Here is a 19,277-nt window from a genome sequence, read left to right on the forward strand (position 1 = left end):
TTTGAGGTTAATGGCAAGGATGCATTAACCATTTTTCCGCTAGGGTGTCTGCGGGGTTTATGGTTTCTCGTACCAAGGCAAATCGATGTTCTCTCGCTCCTCGACAATCGGCCGTTGCGCCGCCGTGCTTGCCGTTGCCGCGCTCATGCCGGCCACGGTCGCTGATGCTGCATCGCGCGACAAGCGCTTCTTCCAGTCCGTCGCCGGGGTATGGAAGGGTCCGGGTGAAATCGTTGCCGGCAAGTACAAGGGCACGAAGTTCACCTGCAACCTGACCGGCCTGCCGGCAGAGGGCAATGAAACCGGCCTGAAGCTCGACGGCACATGCCGCGTTGGCGTCTTCAGCCAGCCGATGTCGGCGGTGATCTCGCAGTCTGGCGGCAGCTACAAGGGCCAGTTCCTCGATGGCGCCGATGGCAAGGGTCTCGACATCGTCTCGGGCACAGTCACGGGCAATCGCGCCGTGATGGGCATCAATCGCGCCAAGCTGAACGGTGCCATGGTCGCCCGCATCGAGGAAAACGACGCGATGAACATCACCATTTCGGTGAAAGTGGAAGACCGCATGATTCCGGTGATCGGCCTGAAGCTCAACCGCCAGGCGACCGCCATGGCCGAGAGCGACTGAAGATCCACCTTGCAAGAGCGATCGAATTCAACCGCGCCACCAGGCGCGGTTTTCGTTTGCAACGACAATTCCGGTCCGATCGACGCTATCCAGCCAGTCGCCGACGCTCCGTCCCTTGACTGAAAGCTGCGGATCGATATCCGCGAGTGGCATCAGGACGAAGGCCCGTTCCGTCATGCGCGGATGCGGCACTTTCAGATGCTCGGCGTCGATGATCCGGTCTGCAAATGTGAGAATGTCGATGTCGATCGTTCGCGGCCCCCACCGCTCCACCCGGACCCGCTTCATTCTCCGCTCGATCTCAAGGCAGGCGGCCAGAAGCTCCTGCGGTTCGAGCACTGTTTCCACAGCGGCACAGGCATTGTAAAAATCCGCCTGATCGGTCTTTCCCCAGGGCGGCGTCCGATAGAGCCGGGAGACCGACGTCACGCGGCAATCCGAACGCTGGTCAAGCCGGCCAAGTGACTCGGCCATGGCCGCAGCCGGATCCCCGACATTGCCACCGAGACCGAGTATTGCCGTCGACCAGCGCTTACCGTCTGAACTGTTCAACGCTCACCTGCACATAATCGAGGATACCGGCGATCGGGGCGCTCGGCTTGCGAACGGTGATCCGGCACCGAAGCATTTCGGGGAACCGGTCGAGCAGGCCTCGCGCGATTGTCAGCGCCAGAGCCTCGATCAACTGCCGCCTGCTGCCCGTGACGATCTCCTGGATCACCTCGAAGGCGATCCCGTAATGCACGGTCCCGTCCAGCGTATCGGTCTCGGCGGCTTGAAGTGCATCGACGTCGAACTCGGCGTCGATGAAAAAGCGCTGTCCAAGCACACCCTCCTCGGGAAACACGCCGTGATGGGCAAAGAAGGCGCAGTTTTTCAGGGTAATGGTGAAAACGCCGCTCATGTGGAAGATCCCTTCGCCGCAGCGGTCCGCCGCTCGGTTTCCAGCATAGCATCGGCGATCAGGACGGCGTCCCTGTTGATCGCGACATTATGGACGCGGAAAACGGAGGCCCCTTTCAGCCGGAGCGCCACCGTGGTTGCAGCGGTTGCTGCATCGCGGTCCGGGGCATCGCGCCCGGTCAGCGCCCTGAGGAATCGTTTGCGTGAAGTACCCACGAGCAGCGGCAGGCCAAAGGCATGCAGTTCGCCGAAGCGGGTCATCAGCTCCATATTCTCCTCCAGGCTTTCCTTCGCGAAACCGAAACCCGGGTCGAGGACGATTGTTTCGCGCGCGACGCCGGCACGTGCGGCAATGTCGAGGGAAAGGCCAAGAAACTCCCGCTGGTCGGCGATCGGATCGGCGAGCTTGGCGCGTCCACGCCCGGTATGCATGATGCACAGCCCAGATCCGGTTTCCGCAGCGACGGCCGCGATGTCCGGCTCCCGTTGCAGTCCATGCACGTCGTTGACGATATGGGCGCCTGCCGCAACGGCCGCCCGGGCGGTGACCGCCCGATAGGTGTCGATCGAGATCAGCGCATCCGTTCTCTGACGCAGAGCCGAGATCACAGGCAATACACGCGCCATCTCATCCTCTGCACTGACCTCCGCCGCACCCGGTCGTGTCGATTCACCGCCAATGTCGAGAATGGTGGCCCCCTCCTCGACACAGGCCAGGGCATGGGCGACAGCGGCCTCGGTATTGTCGTGCAGACCGCCATCGGAAAAGGAGTCCGGCGTGACATTGACAATGGCCATGATCACGCCACGCTCGCTCAAGTCGAGGGTGCGGCCGTATCCAACACGCCAAATTGTGGGCTCAACCATGGCCACGCGACCTTGTATCCTCTCGACGGAAATCCGCGAAGCTGCGATAGTACAAATCGGGTTTGGCTATGCCCCAAGGGCGCGGCGAATACAACATTGCGGAAAAAAGAATGAAGAACTCCCGCCGTCTTCGGGCCGCCAGCATCTGGGCAGCTCTGATCGGCATATCCCTGCCGCTTTCGGCGAGCGCCGACGTCGTCGTCCAGAAGTCCATCACCTACTTCCAGATCGGCGGCCGGACTCCGGCCGATCTCGACGCAGAACTCTCGCGCAAGGGTCCCTTCACCCAGGCGAGTGGCAACCGCCATCCGGGCGCGACCCAGATCCGCTTCGGTGGCGACCTGACCTATACCCGACGCGGCGACCGCTGCGCGATCGAGGATGTCCGCGTCACAGTGGCGACCAAGCTCATTCTGCCTCGCTGGAAAAACCGCAACCGCGCAACCCAGGACATGGCCACCTTGTGGGATGCGCTCTCGTCCGACATCAAGCGGCACGAAGAGCGGCACGCCGAAATCGCGCGCCAGCATGCCAAGCTGCTGGAACAGCGCCTTTTGAAGTTGCGCCCGACACGCGACTGCGAAACCCTGCAGGATCGCGTCAGCGAGACTACCGACGAAGTGACGGTGGCGCATGACGAGGCGCAGATGAGATTCGACCGAGTCGAGGCGAAGAACTTCGAGGATCGCATGGCGCGGATTCTCAGGCATCGCCTGGAAACCCGGGAAGACCGCTAGAAATCACCCCTGAAATCCAAGGGCAAGTGTTGCCTTGATGCTGCAGCTTGCGCAGGCCTTGCGCCTACGCCTGTGAATAACCGGCAATTTCTCGGCGTGGCCCTTGATACAAATCTGAAATATAAGTGTCATCGAATACGTTGTTTAAGCGTTCCCGATTTCCAGTTCTCCCGGCGCGTCCTGGTGCCACAGGTGCTTCCTCCCTCGCCTGTTTGGCGATGCGCCCCCTTGCCCCGCTTTCGCGTTGCGAAAGCGGGGCTTTTTTTGGGGGATAGCGATGACCGAAAGTCTCAGCCCTGCCGTTCCGGAACGTGAACCACGAGCCCTTCGAGGGATGCTGACACCTTGATCTGACAGGAGAGACGCGAAGTCGGACGTACGTCGACGGCAAAGTCCAGCATGTCTTCTTCCATCGGTGACGGCTGGCCAACCTTTTCGGACCAGGCATCATCGACATAGACATGACAGGTGGCACAGGCGCAGGCGCCGCCGCATTCGGCATCGATCCCCGGGACCGAATTGCGCACCGCATTTTCCATCACGGTGGAGCCGTCGGCTGCCGCGATGTCGAAACGTGTGCCGTCGAATGCGATGATGCTGATGTTTGCCATGTTTGCCTGTCCAGACTTCGCCTTGTGAAAAATCGGCGAAGTCATCTCCCAATTCGGAAAGTCAGTCAACTCACGGGAAAGCGATCAGGGCGAGTGAGAACACGCCTCTGGCGATCAGCGGGCGAGCTTCAGGATGAAGTGCTCGGCTTCCAGCACGGCGGACGAGACCGTAGCCATGGAGTCGGCGGTCGCCCCCTTGGCTTCGACCAGATCGGCGGCAGCCACGACGCGAAGCGCACCGACGGCCATGGCCGCATTGCGCAGACGGTTGGCAGCGGACTTCACTTCCACCTTGCCACGCCCGGCAGACATGGCGAGGAGGCAGCCACGGGCCTGGCGCGCGAAAATCTGCAGGATCTCGACCTCCACAGCCTTGTCGCCCTTGCTCTGGGTGGCCAGGTGTACGAGGTCGATGGGGCGCTGCAGGGAGGGCGTCAGACCATTCAGGTTGTCGGGGGATTCGAATGCGATATTGACTGCGGCGGCCATGACCGGGATCCTTGGTTTCTTGTTTTTGGTGTTGCCAGTCTGAGGCCTCACAATGGGCGCGCCGTTAAGAAAACCGGGGAACGCCGGAAAAAGCTGGCGCTATGGTTAACGGGAATTAAACCTAGGCGCGGACTGGCTTTTCAGCCGAAACCTTGATTGAAATACTGTTAACAAGAGCAAGGGGTGCGGGAACGCCAGGGGCGCATTAATTGTATCGGATGGCCAAATGTGTCAGTACGATACGGTTGATTGGGCAATCGTGCGTGACCTTTGCCCGCGAGCCAGTCGGTGCGCGTGATTCCGGCGATAGCGCCGGCACTGCAGCGACCGAACTGCTATAAGTCAGAGGTTTTGTCCGGCGTGGCGGCGGGCGGGATTTCAAGTGTACGGCGGGAGCCGGACGGAACCGAAGCGATGAGCGGCATCGCGGTTTGGCGTCTAACCCACCGAGAGTAAGCGGTAACGAGGCGTAACCCTATGGCGAACAAGAAGACCGACTCGATTGATGAGAACGCGTTCCACGCGCTCGAGGCGGCCCTGAGTATCGATTTCGATGGTGAGGACGACGCCGCTCCAGGCCCGGCACGGTCCAAACCTCACGCCCCGGAGGCAGCCTTGTCAGACAGTACCTCGCGTTCCGCCTCGAAGAAGACGATTGAGCGCCGCTCCGCGCGCGCCGGTGAGCTCAATCCCGAACCGGCACCAAAGGCTCCGGCCTTCTCTCCCGCCAATGACGGCTCGCGCCGCACGCCCACGGCGATCCTGAAAACGCTGGACGGAGCCTCGTTGACCTCGGCCTTGCGCAATGCCGCCGTCGTCTCCGGGCTGTGGGTCCTCGGCGCTCTGGGCCTGACCCAGCTTCTGTACGGCAGTGCTCTCTGGCAGGTCCCCTCGATCGCCGAGATCGTCGCCATGCCGGGCGTCGTCGCCATCTTCATCGGCACCTTCCTGCCGATCATGCTCTTCTTCGCCTTCGCGATCATGATGGCGCGCGCGCACGACCTGCGCAACGCGGCCCGATCCATGGCCGAGGTCGCCCTGCGCCTCGCCGAACCCGAAACCATCGCATCCGAACGCATCATGACGGTCGGCCAGGCGGTACGCCGCGAAGTCTCCGCGATGAACGAAGGCATCGAGCGCACCATCGCCCGTGCCACGGAACTGGAAACCCTCGTCCATTCCGAAGTGACCGCGCTCGAGCGCAGCTACACCGACAACGAACTGCGCGTCCGCGGCCTCGTCCACGAACTGGGCGCCGAACGGGATGCCATCGTCAACCACGCAGAGCGCATCCGCTCCTCCATCGTTGGCGCCCATGAACAGCTGAAGGAAGAACTGTCGCTTGCCACCGAAGAGATTTCGGTTCGCCTGCAGACATCGGGTGAAGCTTTCGCGTCGATGATCGACACCCGCGCCGCAACGATCATGGAAAAGTCCGATGCGGCGGTCAACGCTCTCGGATCGCTGCTCGCGCACAAGACCGAAAACATGGTCCAGACGCTCGCCGCGTCGGGCATGTCGCTCTCCAACGAATTTGACACCCAGCTCCAGTCGCTCACCTCGACACTGAGCCAGCGCGGTCGCGAACTGCTCGGCGAGTTCGAAACCCGCGCCTCCTCGCTCGACGCCAATACCGAAAAGCTGAACGCGGCACTGAATGAACGGGCGCGCCAGCTCAACGAGACCCTGGTCGAGCGCACCCGCGACATCGCGGAAACCCTGAAGGGCAGCGAGACCTCGATCACCTCGTCGCTCGACGACGTTCTCTCGCGCCTCAACCTGTCTCTGGACGAGCACGGCCGCGGCTTCCGCCAGAGCCTCCAGTCGAGCGCCGACGATGCGATCGTCGATCTCGACCTGCGCTCAGGCCTCTTCGAGGACCGGTTCCAGACGACGATCGGCCAGATCAACGCGACCTTCGACCAGCGCGTCGCGGAATTTGCCAGCGCCTTCGACCAGCGCGCCGGCTCACTCGATTCGAAGCTGATGGAAAGCCTTGCCCGGATCAACGAGACGGTGAACGGCGGAACCGACTCCATCAACGGCATCCTGAACTCCAGCATCGAACGCCTCGGCTCGACACTCACCGACCAGTCGCTGGCGCTCGCGATGACGCTCAGCACCAGCCAGGAAATGCTCGACAGTTCCATGTCGGATCGTGCGCAGGAAATCGCGGATGCAATGTCCGCCCGAGCTGCCGCACTGACGGAAAGCCTCGAAAGCGCACAGACACGTATCGATCAGGTCATGGAAGAGCGCAGTGGCTCGCTCTACAACGCGCTCAGCGACAACCAGCAGCGCTTTGAACAGACGCTGTCGAGCCGTGCCGAGCACATCGTCAATGCACTCGAAGCCAATCAGGATCGATTCGCCGAAACCCTCGACGTCAAGGCGCGCGGCATCGCAAATCTTGTCGAGGGCCAGAGCGAACAGCTCATCGACGCCCTCAACACCAAGAGCCTCGAGCTTGATCTCACCCTGACCGCACGCACTCAGGACTTGTCCGAGACCCTGAACGACAGCCAGCGCCGCATTGACGAGACGCTGAACCAGCGCGCCTCGTCCATCATCGAGACGGTTGCCGATGCCGATCGCCGCATCGACGCAGCGTTTGCGGAAAAGGCCGAAACCATTCGCAACGCCTATGGTGAAAACCAGGAACGTCTGGAACTTTCACTTGCAAGCCATACGTCCTATCTCACCTCGACGCTCGAAGATGCGACCGGCGACATCGAACGCAGCCTCGGCCAGAGCTCCGGCCGGATCGCCGAGACGGTCGCGACCGGTCTTGCCGACATCGACGAGAAACTCGGAGGCAACCAGCAGCGCCTGGAGCTATCCCTGGCAAGCCACACCTCCTATCTCGCATCGACACTCGAAGATGCGACCGGCGAGATCGAGCGCAGCCTCGGCCAGTCCTCGAGCCGCATCGCCGAAACCGTTACTGCCGGCATAGCCGAACTGGGAGACAAGCTTGGCGGCAGCGAGCAGCGCCTCGACAGCCTGCTTACCGCGGCCTCCAGCACCATTTCCAGCACGCTCGAAGACAATGCGGCCCGGATCGCGAACACGCTGAGATCCGGCGTGGACGACATCGATGGCAGGATTGCCGAGACCAACACCACGCTGAGGAGCAGCCTCGAATCGGCGACCAATGCGCTGGCGACGACCCTTGGCGAAAACACGGACCGCATCTCGCAGACGATAGATACCGGCGTCGCCGCGATCGATGATCGCCTGGTCGACACGCATGAGCGGATCCGCGCGACCCTCGACGACCGCACCCAGGCCATTACTGCTTCCATAGGTGAGGCCCGCGACGCGCTGGAAACTACGCTCGGCGAACATGCAACCTCGATCGGCGCCTCTGTCGCCGCCAGCACCGGCATGCTCGAAATGAGCCTGGAGGATCACGAGGAAAGCCTGCGCAAGGTCATCGACGACAGCAGCCGGGCACTCGACGAGCGCCTGCGCGGCACCGCCGGTGCCCTCACCGATCAGATCCGTGAAGCGGCCGACGACATCACACGTTCGGCCCACGGCTTCTCGGGCACCGTCGAACAGTCCGTCTCGGGCATGACCACCCGCCTGGACGAAACCAGCACCCGCATCGAACAGAGCCTCGGCACACTGGAAGATCGTCTGCGAAACGGTCTCGACGGCGTCGACGCGCGCGTCAACGATGCCGGCGAGAAGTTTGCCGCCCGCCTCGACGAAAAGGTCTCCAATATCGAGCGCGTTGGCGACGAAGCCTCGATGCGCGTGGCACAGGTCCTCGACGAGGGCATCGGCCGCGTCTCCGAAACCTTCGACACTCGTACACCGGTGATCGAAGAGCGTTTGGCGACCATGGACCGCGCCCTGAACATCGGGCTTGAAAACGTCAACCGCACCATCGAAGGCAAGGCCGCAGGCCTGGCGACTGCCCTGCGCAGCGCCGTGACCGACGCCGCCCGCGACCTCGACAGCGAGGCTCAGCGCTCGGTCGATCGCCTGGCGGCCACCACCTCGCAGTTTGCCGAGCAGATCGGCGAACGCAGCGCCGAACTCAACCGCACGGTCGAGGAACGCTCGGAGGACCTCGCGCGGCGCATCACCGACACCCAGAACCGCCTCGCCGGACAGGCCGCGACGATCGCCGAAACCTTCTCGCAGGCCGGCGATGTCATCAGCAACAAGGTGAACCAGGCAGAAGCGCTTGTCAGCGCCCAGGTGGCCAACCTTTCGGGCACCCTTGGCGAAGTGAGCACCACGCTGGAACAGCGCGCCGCCGCAATTCGTGACGCGATCTCCGGCAACACACAGGAACTCGCCGATGCCATGAACGCGGCAGAGAAGGCACTCGAGGATCGCGGCAATTCCATCCGCGACGCGATTTCCGGCAATACGCAGGAACTCGCAACCACCATGAATGCGGTGGAGAAGGCGCTCGAAGCGCGCGGCAACTCCATCCGCTCGGTGCTCGACGATCGCACCCGTGAGCTGAACTCGATGCTCTCCACGCGTTCGGCCGAACTGTCGCGTCTGATCGACGAGAAGGCAGCGCCCGTCGTCGCTTCCTATGCCGAGACCGGACGTGTCGCCGCAGAACAGATCGCCGCGGCTGCCGAGCAGAGTGCCGAGCGCCTTCGCGCCGAAAATGCGGCCCTGGTCAACGCGATCAGCCAGCGCACGGATCGTGCGGTTGCAACCCTGGGCGCGGCAGAGCAGAGCCTCGTCGCCAGCGCCTCGCAGCTCATCGAACGGCTGGGCGACAGCAATGCCGGCCTTTCTTCGATGATCGACCAGGCCGTCGAGAGCATCGGCTCGCTCGACAGCCGCCTCGGCTCCACGGCCAATCGCTTCAACGAGACGGCGAGCCAGGCGACCGACATGCTGTCGACATCCAATCGCCTGCTCGACGACAAGCTCGGCCGCCTCACCGCCGTCTCCGGCGAAACACTGCAGCAGGTCTCGTCCATCGTCAGCCGCTTCGGCGACCACACCCAGGTTCTCGGCAAGGCTTCCGAACTGTTGTCGGCTGCCCAGTCCAACCTGGTCGGCACGCTCGAAGAGCGCCAGCAGGCCCTGCGCGACCTCTCCATTGGCCTCGTCAAGCGGTCGGAGGAAATCGAGACCACCATGCAGGGGCTCGGCAAGATGGTCGAGACCGCCTTCGACCGCGCCGAACAGCGCTCCGGCCAGATGGCCGGCAATCTCCGCCAGAATGTCCAAGCATCCTTCACCGATATCGGTCAGATCCTCGGCGAGACGGAAAAGCGCGCCCAGTCGACGGCTGCCAACATGCGCGAAAGCGTTCAGGCCTCCTTCGCCGACATTGGACAGGTGCTCGGGGAAACCGAAAAGAAGGCACAGCTCACCGCAGCCAACATGCGCAATGCCCTGCTCTCCGCCGAACAGGAGGCACAGGTCTCCATCGACAAGACGCTGACCGAAGCCGAGAAGCGTTCGGGCGAACTTGCAAACCGTCTGCGCGGCGGCCTCGCCGTCTCGCTGAACGACATCGACCACCTGCTCGGCGAAGCCGGACGCAAGTCGGAAGGTGCTGCAGTTGCCCTTCGCGAAGCCATGCAGCAGGCCGTGACCGAGGCAGTTGCAAGGTTTGCGGGCGCGACCGACGAGATCCGTCGCTCGGCCGTCGACATTCGCAAGGAACTCGATCTGACCCGCAATGAGCTGAAGCGCGGGGCCTTCGACCTGCCTGAGGAGGCCAAGGAAAGCGCAGCCCAGATGCGCCGTGCCGTATCCGAGCAGATCAAGGCGCTACAGGACATCTCGCAGCTCGTCGGCCGCACAAGCCAGACGCTCGAAATCTCCGAGCCTGTCGCCCGGCGCCTGGCGGAGGCCCAGCCCGAACCTGCACGCCGCCAGCCGGCCGCACCGCAGCCGCAACCCCAGATCCGTCAGGCCGAAGGCCTGGCCCTGCGCGGAAGCCTCGGCGCGACCGAGCCCTACGCCCAGTCGACGGCTGCGACCACCCGCGCTGAAGGCGGTGGCTGGATCAGCGACCTTCTGCGCGGCGCCTCGCGCGAAGAACCCCAGGAAGCAGCCCCCGCTCGCCCGGCGCCTGCTCCGCAGCGACCGGTCGCGGAAAGCCAGCCGGCACGCCAGGGTGACACCCGCAATCCGCGCCACATGGTCGAATCGCTGAACTCGCTCTCGGTCGATATTGCCCGCGCGATCGATCACGACGCTTCTGTCGATCTGTGGCGCCGCTACCAGCGTGGCGAACGCGACGTCTTCACCCGCCGGCTCTACACGCTGAAGGGCCAGCAGACCTTCGACGAGATCAAGCGCAAGTACGACCGCGAGCCGGAATTCCGTGTCGCTGTCGATCGCTACATCGCCGATTTCGAAAAACTTCTGGCAGACGTCGCACGCACCGATCGCGACAAGTCGATCACCCAGTCCTACCTGACCTCCGACACGGGCAAGGTCTACACCATGCTCGCGCATGCGGCCGGCCGTTTCAGCTGATGATTTGATCTGAGCCGGTCACCCGGCTCAGATGCAGACCAACGAAAAACCCCGGATTGCGGTGACGCATCCGGGGTTTTCTTTTGTCTGGACTGGGAGGGGCTTCGACGTCGTCAGATCGACTGCAGCGTCCAGGCGACGATATCGCCGGTCACGCGGGCAAAGGCCCGGTCCAGCGCTGCCACATAGGCCGCATTGTCCGAACCGGACGAAGGCACTTCCGCACGGAAGACCCGCTGTGCCTTGACGGTGCCGTTGCGATCATTGAGCAGCTTGGCGGAAATCTCGACGACGCCTCGATCGGTCCCCTCGGCCGACACCTCGAAGGCGCGCACGTCGGTGATCAGCTGGAAGTCGATCGCCAGCCCCTGCCCCGGCCGGCCGACGCCGCCGAGCCGTCCGGTGTTCTCGAAAGCCTCGACGAGCTTGGACTGCACCACACGCGTCAGGCGGTCGCTCCACTGCGATTGCGACAGATATCGGATCTCGGCACCGGAGACGCGCACGAGGATCTGCTCGCTGTCGAGAGCCTTCAGCGCCGAGGGATCGGCAATGAGGAGCTGTCGGTTGCGGGCACTGGCAGTTGTCGTGACGTCGCTCGCCGAAGCCGTGAGGTCGAATGTATCATTGGCGGCCTTGGACCCGCAGGCCACAAGGCTGAGGCCAAGGCTCGGAACGATTACCGAGGTCAGAAGCAGCCGCCGAAGCTTGCCCATGTCTGCGGACCCGTTGACGCTGGCCTTTTGCATTCTGTCGTCCTTTCCGCTGGTACCCGTCATCGGCGTGTCCGTCCGTCGAATTCCTTGACCGTATCGCCGCCGAAAAGCAGGCGCTGCGGATCCTGGTCGAAGTTGCTGATCGCGTCGTTCAGGCCGCGCACGGTCTGGCGCGTGTCGTTGACGAGTGTCTGGATGTCTCGCAACCCGGTTGCCGAGAAGCGCTGGAAATTTTCGGCAATGGGCCCGATCCGGGCGTTGACGTTCTCCGCTGCGAGCCGGATTGATTCCAGCGTCCGGCGGGCCTCGACGCTGAGCGAATTGACGTCGCCGGAACCGAGGAAGCTGTCGACCTTTCGCAGAATGCCATCCACCTGGGTGGAGGCATTGTTCAGGCGATTTGCCAGTTGGGTGAAGTCATCGATAGCCTTGTCGATATCGTCTCGGCGACCGGTGATGCTGTCGGTGAGCTCACGGAACCCGGCGATGGCCTGCCGGGCGTCGGCGCTGGCAACGGACGCATTGTCGACGACCTGTCCCACCTTCTGGCTGTCCACAGCGTCGATCAGCTTGGAGACCTTCTGCAAGGTCTGGTCGGCATTGGACCCGAAGCGCTGGAAGGTTTCTGCGGTCTCGCGGAAACTGTCGATCGCCGGACCGATGCTGTCCGAAGCCTGGGCGAAGCTTGCAGTCGCGCGCTCTGTATTGGTCAGGATCTGGTCGATCTTCTCGGAGTTGAGCGCTTTGAAGAGATCCTCGGCAGCCGACAAGGTCGTATCCAGTCGGCCGGAGAGACCGGAGACAGAGTCAGACAGGGAGCTCACACTTTTCAGGAATTCGTCGATGCCCTTTGCATTGTCGGCGAGAGACTTGGAGAATGTTTCGGCATTGCGGACGGTATTCGTCAGCGGCGCGCGCGCATCGGCAATGAAGCCCTGGAGCTCGGCAACGGCACCGTCGGCGCGCTGCAGGATCCGATCGGCGGTGGAAAGCAGATTGGTCACGCTGGATTGTTCGGCCGTCAGTATGGCCGGTTCGCCGGTATCGATCGCCCGCGCCAGGATCGGCTCACCCGACCCCGGACCACCGCCCGAGAGTTCGATATAGGCGGCACCCGTCAGCCCCTGAATCTCAAGAATTGCCTTTGTCCCGGACGTCACTGGCGCATCGGCACGAACTTCCGTAAAGGCCACGGAGAAATTCGGGTCCTCGTTGTCGATATAGAGATTGCGAACCGAACCGACAGAGATGCCGTTGAAGCGAACCGGCGAGCCGATGCTCAGCCCGTTCGCTGAACCCGGGATGCGAATGGCGAGCGGCGCCATCGGGCCGCCGCGGCCATATTCAGCCATCCAATAGACAAATCCAAAGGCGGCCGCGATGACCAGCATCGTGAAAAAACCGACTATGGCGTAATTGGCTTTGGTTTCCATGGTTCACTCTACCGGATGTCCGGCGGAAAGCTCCGACCGGGGAATGGAACGGGCACGTTTGCCCCTGAAGTAGGATTGTACCCACGCATCGTCGAAGGCGAGCATGTCGTCCAGCGTCCCTTCGACCAGAACGCGCTTCTGCCCGAGCACCGCGATGCGGTCACAGACAGAGAACAGGCTGTCGAGGTCGTGGGTCACCATATAGACCGTCAATCCCAGCGTATCGCGCAACTGTGCGATCAGATCATCGAATTCGGCAGCACCGATCGGATCGAGACCCGAGGTCGGTTCGTCGAGAAAGACGAGATCCGGATCGAGCGCCAGAGCGCGGGCGAGCGCCGCCCGCTTGATCATGCCGCCCGAGAGTTCGGAAGGATACTTGTCCGCCGCATCCGGACTGAGACCGACCAGCTCGATCTTCAAATAGGCGAGCTCGTCCATCAGCCATTGCGGCAGGTCCAGGTATTCACGCATCGGCAGCTGGATATTCTCCTTCACGGTCAATGAAGAGAATAGGGCGCCGTGCTGAAATAGAACCCCCAGGCGGGTATCAAGGGAGATGCGTTGTGCGTCATCCACAGTATCGTAGTCCGAACCGAGGATCTCGATCGACCCGGCCCGCCGCGGCAAAAGGCGCAACACCGTGCGCATGAGCACCGACTTGCCGGCACCGGAAGCACCGACGAAGCCGAGAATTTCACCGCGATAGATATCGAGATTGAGCTTGTCGAGAACGATCTTCTCGCCGAAGCCGACCGTCAGGTCCTTCACCGAAAGAATGGTCTCGCGCTCGTCAGAGGGTCTCTGGTTCATCTGCCCCTCCTCAAAAATCAATGGCTGCATAGAAGATCGCGAAGAGGCCGTCCACGAGGATGACGACAAAGATCGACTTGACCACAGAGGCTGTGACGTGGCGGCCAAGAGACTCCGCACTTCCTCCGACCTTCATGCCCTCGACAGCTGCGATAATCCCGATGATCAGCGCCATGAACGGCGCCTTGATCATGCCGGTCGCAAGCGTGGAGTAATCGACCGCATCGTGCAGACGGGTGATGAAAACATCGAAGGTGATGCCGGAATATCCCCAGGCGACGACAGCTGCGCCATAAAGCGCGGCAAAATTCGCCACAATGGTCAGCAGCGGCAGCGCGATCGTCAGCGCCACGAGCCGCGGGAAGACCAGAACGCCGATCGGATTGAGGCCGATGACCTTCAGGGCATCGATCTCTTCGCGCATCTTCATCGAACCGATCTCGGCCGTAATGGCGCTTCCGGAGCGACCGGCGATCATGATCGCGGTCAAGAGGACGCCGATCTCGCGCAATTGCAGAATACTGACGAGGTCGACGACGAAGACCTCGGCGCCGAAGTAGCGGAGCTGAAAAGCGCCTTGCTGCGCGATGATCGCTCCGATCAGGAAGGACATGAGCGTGATGATCGGAACCGCCCGAACGCCCATATGGTCGAGCTGGTTGACGACCGAGGCAGGCGACACGCCGGCGCCACGGCCAAGCTTGGTTTGTGCGCCCCGAACCGCTGAGCCCAGAACGAACATCATCGCGACCAGATCGCCCCAGAGGCTGACCGTCAGACGCCCGACCGGTTCGAAGACCCGCTCGAAACGGCTGCGGTGATCGACCAGCTTCTCTGGCGGCGTGACCTTTTCGGGCAGGGCTTCGATCAGATCCCGCATCTCGGGATGGGCGCCCACGATTTCGACAGACCGGCCCTGCTCGCGCCGTTCCGTCACGTAGCGGCGGATCAGCCAGGCTCCAGCCGTATCAATGCCAGAGACGGCGCTCAGATCGATCGTATCCGACCTGGAATCCTTATCGTCGACAAGTGGTCCGGCGGACTTGATCAGAGCGCTCAGGCTGGTGTTCTTCCACGTGCCGACAAGCCGGACCAGTCGACGATTGCCATCCGGCTGATCCTCGATCTCGATACGGGCGTTTTCAGGCTGAACCGGATTCAAGGTGGCGACAACTTCCATATTCGCGCCGGCTAGATCCGGTTACGCAAATCACGTGACAGATGGCTGCACACTATAACCATCGCCGACGGGAAGAAATCCTTTACGGAAAGTTAATCGCGCTTTTCCCGCCGGAATGCCGACAGCGATGGCTGCTTTGCAACAGGCCCTCGATCAAGCCGCCCGGACACCGTCTTCCTTGGCCACGTCGGCAACGCTGGACGGAAGGTAAATCGGAACGAGCCGGGTGGCACGCTTCGGCGACGAAAGCGCACCGACCTTGTGGCCCCAGGAGATCAGCTCCAGCCTTCCGTCGGAATGCTCGGCGATCGCCGTACAGCTCTCCACCCAGTCCCCGGTATTGACGTAATGAATGCCGTCGATGTCTTCCATGACGGCATGGTGGATATGCCCGCAGATGACACCATCGACCTCGGCGCGCCTTGCCTCGTCGGCCACGACGCGCTGGAACTCGCCGATGAAATTGACCGCATGCTTGACCTGCAGCTTTGCCCAGGCCGAGAACGACCAGTAGGGCATGCCGAGGCGTCGGCGCACGGCGGCGAGCACGACATTGATGGCAATCGCCGTGTCATAAGCCCAGTCACCGAGATAGGCGAGCAGGCGGGCATTGCGAACGACCACATCAAATTCATCGCCATGCAGAACGAGATATTTCTTCCCGTCCGCCATTTCATACACCATGCGCTCGGCGACCTCGATACCGCCGAAGTGGACGCCTGGAAACTCCCGCATGAATTCGTCGTGGTTGCCGGGAATGTAGACGATGCGCGTGCCCTTGCGTGCCTTGCGCAGAAGCTTCTGAACAACGTCGTTGCATGGCTGGGGCCAGTACCAGCTGCGCTTGAGGCGCCAGCCATCCACGATGTCGCCGACCAGAATGATGGTATCCGCCTCATGCGTACGCAGGAAATCCAGAAGGAAATCCGTCTTCGCGGCCTTCGATCCCAGATGCACATCCGAGATGAACAGGGTCCTGAAATGGCGTGTTTCGCTGGCTTCTTCCACGGCACGGTCCTCTTCGCTGTCTGGACAGCGCTTAATCAGACTCGTGTTTCAGTAAGATGACATTGCAAGATTTGCGGCCCAACCGTGGTTCGCTCGTGTTATCCGCGCCGGCAGGGGATCGCGGAACTAAAGTCTACCACTCGTGGCCAATTCGTGTATGACGACAGGGAGTGTGTGAAGACAGGAATTGCCGGTGAACCGATGACTTCTCAGGACAAAAACAAGCCGCAAGTGGCAAACCCGACCGCCGATCTCGACGAACAGGCGCTTTTCTATCACCGCTATCCCCGTCCCGGGAAATTGGAAATTCAGGCCACCAAGCCGCTCGGCAACCAGCGCGATCTGGCCCTCGCCTACTCGCCCGGCGTCGCAGCACCCTGTCTTGCGATCAGGGACGACCCGGCCGCCGCCGACGATTACACGGCGCGCTCCAACCTCGTCGCAGTCATCTCCAATGGCACTGCGGTTCTGGGTCTCGGAAACATCGGGCCGCTCGCCTCCAAGCCCGTCATGGAAGGCAAAGCCGTTCTGTTCAAGAAATTCGCCGGCATCGACGTCTTCGACATCGAAATCGATGCACCTAGCGTCGATGATATGGTTTCGACCATCTCGGCACTGGAGCCGACTTTCGGCGGCATCAACCTCGAGGACATCAAGGCACCGGAATGCTTCCAGGTGGAAGACCAGCTCCGCGCCAAGATGAACATTCCGGTATTCCACGACGACCAGCATGGCACGGCGATCATCGTCGCGGCTGCGATCCTGAACGGCCTGGAACTGGCCGGCAAGTCGATCACGGACGTGAAGATCATCGCATCGGGTGCCGGTGCCGCAGCACTCGCCTGTCTCAATCTTCTCGTTATCCTCGGCGCCAAGCGTGAAAACATCTGGGTGCACGACATCGAAGGCCTCGTCTACAAGGGCCGCAACGAGTTGATGGACCCTTGGAAGGAAATCTACGCGCAGGAGACCGACAAGCGCACGCTGTCCGAGAGCATTGGCGATGCCGACGTGTTCCTCGGCCTGTCGGCTGCGGGCGTTCTGAAGCCGGAACTGCTGGCGCGCATGGCGCCAAAGCCGCTGATCATGGCGCTCGCCAACCCGAAACCGGAAATCATGCCGGAAGAGGCCCGCGCCGCCCGTCCCGACGCGATGATCTGCACCGGTCGTTCCGACTTCCCGAACCAGGTCAACAATGTCCTGTGCTTCCCCTACATATTCAGGGGTGCGCTTGATTGCGGCGCCACCACAATCAACGAAGAGATGAAGATGGCGGCTGTGCGCGCCATCGCCGCACTCGCCCGCGAGGAAGTTTCGGAGGTCGCTGCGAAAGCCTATACAGGCGAGACCCCGACCTTCGGTCCCGATTACCTGATCCCCTCGCCTTTCGATCCGCGTCTGATCCTGCGCATTGCTCCGGCCGTTGCCAGGGCCGCCGCCGACAGCGGCGTCGCGCGCCGCCCGATTGCCGATTTCGACACCTATCTCGACCAGCTGAACCGCTTCGTCTTCCGCTCCGGCTTCGTCATGAAGCCGATCTTTGCAGCCGCCAAGACCGCATCGAACAAGCGCGTGATCTTCGCCGAGGGCGAGGACGAGCGCGTACTGCGTGCAGCGCAGGTCCTGCTCGAAGACGGCATCGGCGAGCCGATCCTGATCGGACGCCCGCAGATCATCGAAACGCGCCTCCAGCGCTACGGACTGCGCATCAGGCCAGGCGTCGACTTCCAGCTGGTCAATCCGGAAGACGATCCGCGCTACCGTGACTATGTCGACGATTACTTCGCGCTCGTCGGCCGCGCCGGCATCAACCCGGAAGCCGCCCGCACCATCGTTCGCACCAACACCACTGTCATCGGCGCGCTGGCCGTCAAGCGCGGTGAAGCCGATGCCTTGATCTGTGGCGTCGAAGGCCGCTTCGACCGGCATCTGCGCGACGTGCGCCAGATCATCGGAAAACAAGAGGGCGTCCGGGACATCTCGGGCCTCAGCCTTCTGATTTCCCAGCGCGGCGCCATCTTCTTCACTGACACCTTCGTCACGGACGATCCATGTGCCGAGGAGATCGCCGAGATGACGATGCTGGCGGCGCAGGAAATCCGCCGCTTCGGCATCGCGCCCAAGGCGGCGCTTCTGTCGCATTCCAATTTCGGCTCCCGGCCCTCGCCCAGTGCCTCGAAGATGCGCAAGGCTCTGGAGATCATCCGCACCGAGGCACCGGACCTCGAGGTGGACGGCGAGATGCAGGGCGGCTCGGCACTGTCAGAGGTGCTGCGCAAGCGCGCCATGCCGGAGAGCACGCTGACCGGTGAGGCAAACCTTCTGGTCTTCCCGAATCTCGATGCGGCAAATATCTCGCTCGGGATCATGCGGACCATGATGGATGCCCTGCATGTGGGGCCGATCCTGCTCGGCGCAGCCATGCCTGTGCATGTCCTGTCGACCTCGGTCACGTCGCGCGGCGTCGTCAACATGGCGGCACTCGCCGTCGTCGAGGCATCCCAGCCAGCCGGCTGACGGGAACATCTCCGGCTACGCCTCCATATGCCGGTTGCCGCGAGATTTGCCATCTGGACAAGCCAAAGCGGCAACCCCGACACTGCCTCCCCTCGGAATCTAGGGGCGGCGAATGGTTCAGGCAGGCGCGTATTTCGACATCTTGGATTGGCTGGACCGGCGGGAGACATGGGATCCCCCGGCCTTTCTGGCACGGCTGCAGGCGGCCTATGGCACAGGGCCGATCACCTATCTGGACGCTGTGACCAGCAACGGCCGCTTGCGGCCACAGCGCATTCTCCACAGCCAGCGGCGCGATATCCAGCTGATCGCACGCAGCCTTCAACGCAAGCCGGCCCAGGAGCAACTGTTGCGGGTCTTTTCGGCGCTCGAGCCGATGCAGCTTGTATCCTGGCAGAACACCGGGAACTCCGACCAGGTAATGCTGGGCTATCCGCTGCCGAGCCTGCCAGGCCGGCACAACTGCCTTCTCGTGGAAAGCTCCGCTTCCAGACAGGACGTCTCGGCCTGGTGCCGCGTCCATGATCGCGACCTCCTGAGCCTGGGCGCCATCTTCAACGGCCGAATGGCCCGGTCCAAACGGCTGGCCCCTGGCGGAAAGGTCCGCAAACATCCACTCACCCGCCGTGAACGCGAGACGCTGGCCTGGATCGCGGCCGGAAAAAGCTACTGGGAGACCGCCGTCATCCTCGGAATTTCCGAGCGCACAATCCGCCATTTCATGGCCAATGCCCGCCAGAAACTCGACGTCGTCAACAATGCCCAGGCCGTCGCCGAGGCTGTCTGGCAAGATCTTATCCCCCGTCTTGCGGAGCACCAGCTGCCGTGAACCGAAACCAACCCGAAACAATATCATAGATTGCATTGTTGAAACTGGACGCCACCGCCAGTTTCAGAC

General features: G+C 62.4%; 15 protein-coding genes. 5 read left to right on the top strand and 10 right to left on the bottom strand.

Going from position 1 to position 19,277, the window contains the following annotated elements:
• Positions 1 to 85 precede the first annotated feature (85 nt).
• On the top strand, positions 86 to 628 hold the full coding sequence (locus LJE98_RS13135) for a hypothetical protein (protein ID WP_229575661.1): 543 nt from the start codon (positions 86 to 88) through the stop codon (positions 626 to 628).
• 27 nt (positions 629 to 655) lie between these two features.
• Here the strand turns inward: LJE98_RS13135 and folK are convergent, their stop codons facing one another.
• The 3 genes from folK to folP are packed head-to-tail and all read right to left on the bottom strand — an operon-like array spanning position 656 to position 2,404.
• On the bottom strand, positions 656 to 1,180 hold the full coding sequence (gene folK, locus LJE98_RS13140) for a 2-amino-4-hydroxy-6-hydroxymethyldihydropteridine diphosphokinase (RefSeq protein ID WP_267499035.1): 525 nt from the start codon (positions 1,178 to 1,180) through the stop codon (positions 656 to 658).
• Positions 1,161 to 1,532 carry a dihydroneopterin aldolase gene (folB, locus tag LJE98_RS13145; protein ID WP_229575662.1) on the bottom strand — a complete coding sequence of 124 codons (372 nt, stop codon included), beginning with the start codon at positions 1,530 to 1,532 and terminating at the stop codon, positions 1,161 to 1,163. Before folB ends, folK begins: the two co-directional genes overlap by 20 nt.
• Entirely contained in the window at positions 1,529 to 2,404 is an 876-nt protein-coding gene (folP, locus tag LJE98_RS13150) for a dihydropteroate synthase (protein WP_229575663.1), read from the bottom strand. The genes folB and folP overlap by 4 nt, the downstream gene beginning before the upstream one ends.
• A gap of 104 nt (positions 2,405 to 2,508) precedes the next feature.
• Between folP and LJE98_RS13155 the strand changes: the two genes are divergently transcribed.
• Positions 2,509 to 3,135, top strand: a complete 627-nt coding sequence (locus tag LJE98_RS13155) for a DUF922 domain-containing Zn-dependent protease (RefSeq protein ID WP_229575664.1) — start codon at positions 2,509 to 2,511, stop codon at positions 3,133 to 3,135.
• Between the two features lie 290 nt (positions 3,136 to 3,425).
• Here LJE98_RS13155 and LJE98_RS13160 read toward each other — a convergent pair whose 3' ends face one another.
• On the bottom strand, positions 3,426 to 3,746 hold the full coding sequence (locus LJE98_RS13160; RefSeq protein ID WP_136560131.1) for a 2Fe-2S iron-sulfur cluster-binding protein: 321 nt from the start codon (positions 3,744 to 3,746) through the stop codon (positions 3,426 to 3,428).
• Positions 3,747 to 3,860: 114 nt separating this feature from the next.
• A complete protein-coding gene (locus LJE98_RS13165; protein ID WP_229575665.1) occupies positions 3,861 to 4,235 on the bottom strand; it encodes an Hpt domain-containing protein in 375 nt (124 codons plus the stop codon).
• A gap of 477 nt (positions 4,236 to 4,712) precedes the next feature.
• On the opposite strand from LJE98_RS13165, the gene LJE98_RS13170 reads away from it, so the two are divergent.
• Positions 4,713 to 10,712 (top strand): hypothetical protein, encoded by a 6,000-nt coding sequence (locus LJE98_RS13170; RefSeq protein ID WP_229575666.1) that lies wholly within the window; start codon positions 4,713 to 4,715, stop codon positions 10,710 to 10,712.
• Between the two features lie 113 nt (positions 10,713 to 10,825).
• Here LJE98_RS13170 and LJE98_RS13175 read toward each other — a convergent pair whose 3' ends face one another.
• The 5 genes from LJE98_RS13175 to LJE98_RS13195 form a co-directional block, all read right to left on the bottom strand.
• Entirely contained in the window at positions 10,826 to 11,461 is a 636-nt protein-coding gene (locus LJE98_RS13175) for an ABC-type transport auxiliary lipoprotein family protein (protein WP_229575667.1), read from the bottom strand.
• Positions 11,462 to 11,487: 26 nt separating this feature from the next.
• Positions 11,488 to 12,861: an MCE family protein gene (locus tag LJE98_RS13180; RefSeq protein WP_229575668.1), complete on the bottom strand. Its 1,374-nt coding sequence runs from the start codon at positions 12,859 to 12,861 to the stop codon at positions 11,488 to 11,490.
• Positions 12,862 to 12,864: 3 nt separating this feature from the next.
• Entirely contained in the window at positions 12,865 to 13,674 is an 810-nt protein-coding gene (locus tag LJE98_RS13185) for an ABC transporter ATP-binding protein (RefSeq protein WP_229575669.1), read from the bottom strand.
• A 10-nt stretch (positions 13,675 to 13,684) separates the two neighbouring features.
• Positions 13,685 to 14,854 carry an ABC transporter permease gene (locus LJE98_RS13190; protein ID WP_229575670.1) on the bottom strand — a complete coding sequence of 390 codons (1,170 nt, stop codon included), beginning with the start codon at positions 14,852 to 14,854 and terminating at the stop codon, positions 13,685 to 13,687.
• A gap of 153 nt (positions 14,855 to 15,007) precedes the next feature.
• The gene (locus LJE98_RS13195) at positions 15,008 to 15,862 is read right to left on the bottom strand and encodes a UDP-2,3-diacylglucosamine diphosphatase (protein WP_229575671.1); all 855 of its coding nucleotides are present in this window, start codon (positions 15,860 to 15,862) and stop codon (positions 15,008 to 15,010) included.
• Positions 15,863 to 16,063: 201 nt separating this feature from the next.
• On the opposite strand from LJE98_RS13195, the gene LJE98_RS13200 reads away from it, so the two are divergent.
• Together LJE98_RS13200 and LJE98_RS13205 are read left to right on the top strand one after the other, a co-directional pair.
• On the top strand, positions 16,064 to 18,379 hold the full coding sequence (locus LJE98_RS13200) for an NADP-dependent malic enzyme (RefSeq protein ID WP_229575672.1): 2,316 nt from the start codon (positions 16,064 to 16,066) through the stop codon (positions 18,377 to 18,379).
• A gap of 112 nt (positions 18,380 to 18,491) precedes the next feature.
• On the top strand, positions 18,492 to 19,208 hold the full coding sequence (locus tag LJE98_RS13205; protein WP_229575673.1) for a helix-turn-helix transcriptional regulator: 717 nt from the start codon (positions 18,492 to 18,494) through the stop codon (positions 19,206 to 19,208).
• Positions 19,209 to 19,277: the final 69 nt, after the last annotated feature.

This window comes from Rhizobium sp. 'Codium 1' (genome assembly GCF_020889605.1).
In the GTDB taxonomy this organism is placed as follows: domain Bacteria; phylum Pseudomonadota; class Alphaproteobacteria; order Rhizobiales; family Rhizobiaceae; genus Allorhizobium; species Allorhizobium algae.

Coding starts and splice junctions, on each gene's coding strand:
- LJE98_RS13135 (WP_229575661.1), top strand. CDS start 86: ATGTTCTCTCGCTCCTCGACAATCGGCCGTTGCGCCGCCGTGCTTGCC.
- folB (WP_229575662.1), bottom strand. CDS start 1,532: ATGAGCGGCGTTTTCACCATTACCCTGAAAAACTGCGCCTTCTTTGCC.
- LJE98_RS13155 (WP_229575664.1), top strand. CDS start 2,509: ATGAAGAACTCCCGCCGTCTTCGGGCCGCCAGCATCTGGGCAGCTCTG.
- LJE98_RS13160 (WP_136560131.1), bottom strand. CDS start 3,746: ATGGCAAACATCAGCATCATCGCATTCGACGGCACACGTTTCGACATC.
- LJE98_RS13165 (WP_229575665.1), bottom strand. CDS start 4,235: ATGGCCGCCGCAGTCAATATCGCATTCGAATCCCCCGACAACCTGAAT.
- LJE98_RS13170 (WP_229575666.1), top strand. CDS start 4,713: ATGGCGAACAAGAAGACCGACTCGATTGATGAGAACGCGTTCCACGCG.
- LJE98_RS13175 (WP_229575667.1), bottom strand. CDS start 11,461: ATGCAAAAGGCCAGCGTCAACGGGTCCGCAGACATGGGCAAGCTTCGG.
- LJE98_RS13180 (WP_229575668.1), bottom strand. CDS start 12,861: ATGGAAACCAAAGCCAATTACGCCATAGTCGGTTTTTTCACGATGCTG.
- LJE98_RS13185 (WP_229575669.1), bottom strand. CDS start 13,674: ATGAACCAGAGACCCTCTGACGAGCGCGAGACCATTCTTTCGGTGAAG.
- LJE98_RS13190 (WP_229575670.1), bottom strand. CDS start 14,854: ATGGAAGTTGTCGCCACCTTGAATCCGGTTCAGCCTGAAAACGCCCGT.
- LJE98_RS13200 (WP_229575672.1), top strand. CDS start 16,064: ATGACTTCTCAGGACAAAAACAAGCCGCAAGTGGCAAACCCGACCGCC.
- LJE98_RS13205 (WP_229575673.1), top strand. CDS start 18,492: ATGGTTCAGGCAGGCGCGTATTTCGACATCTTGGATTGGCTGGACCGG.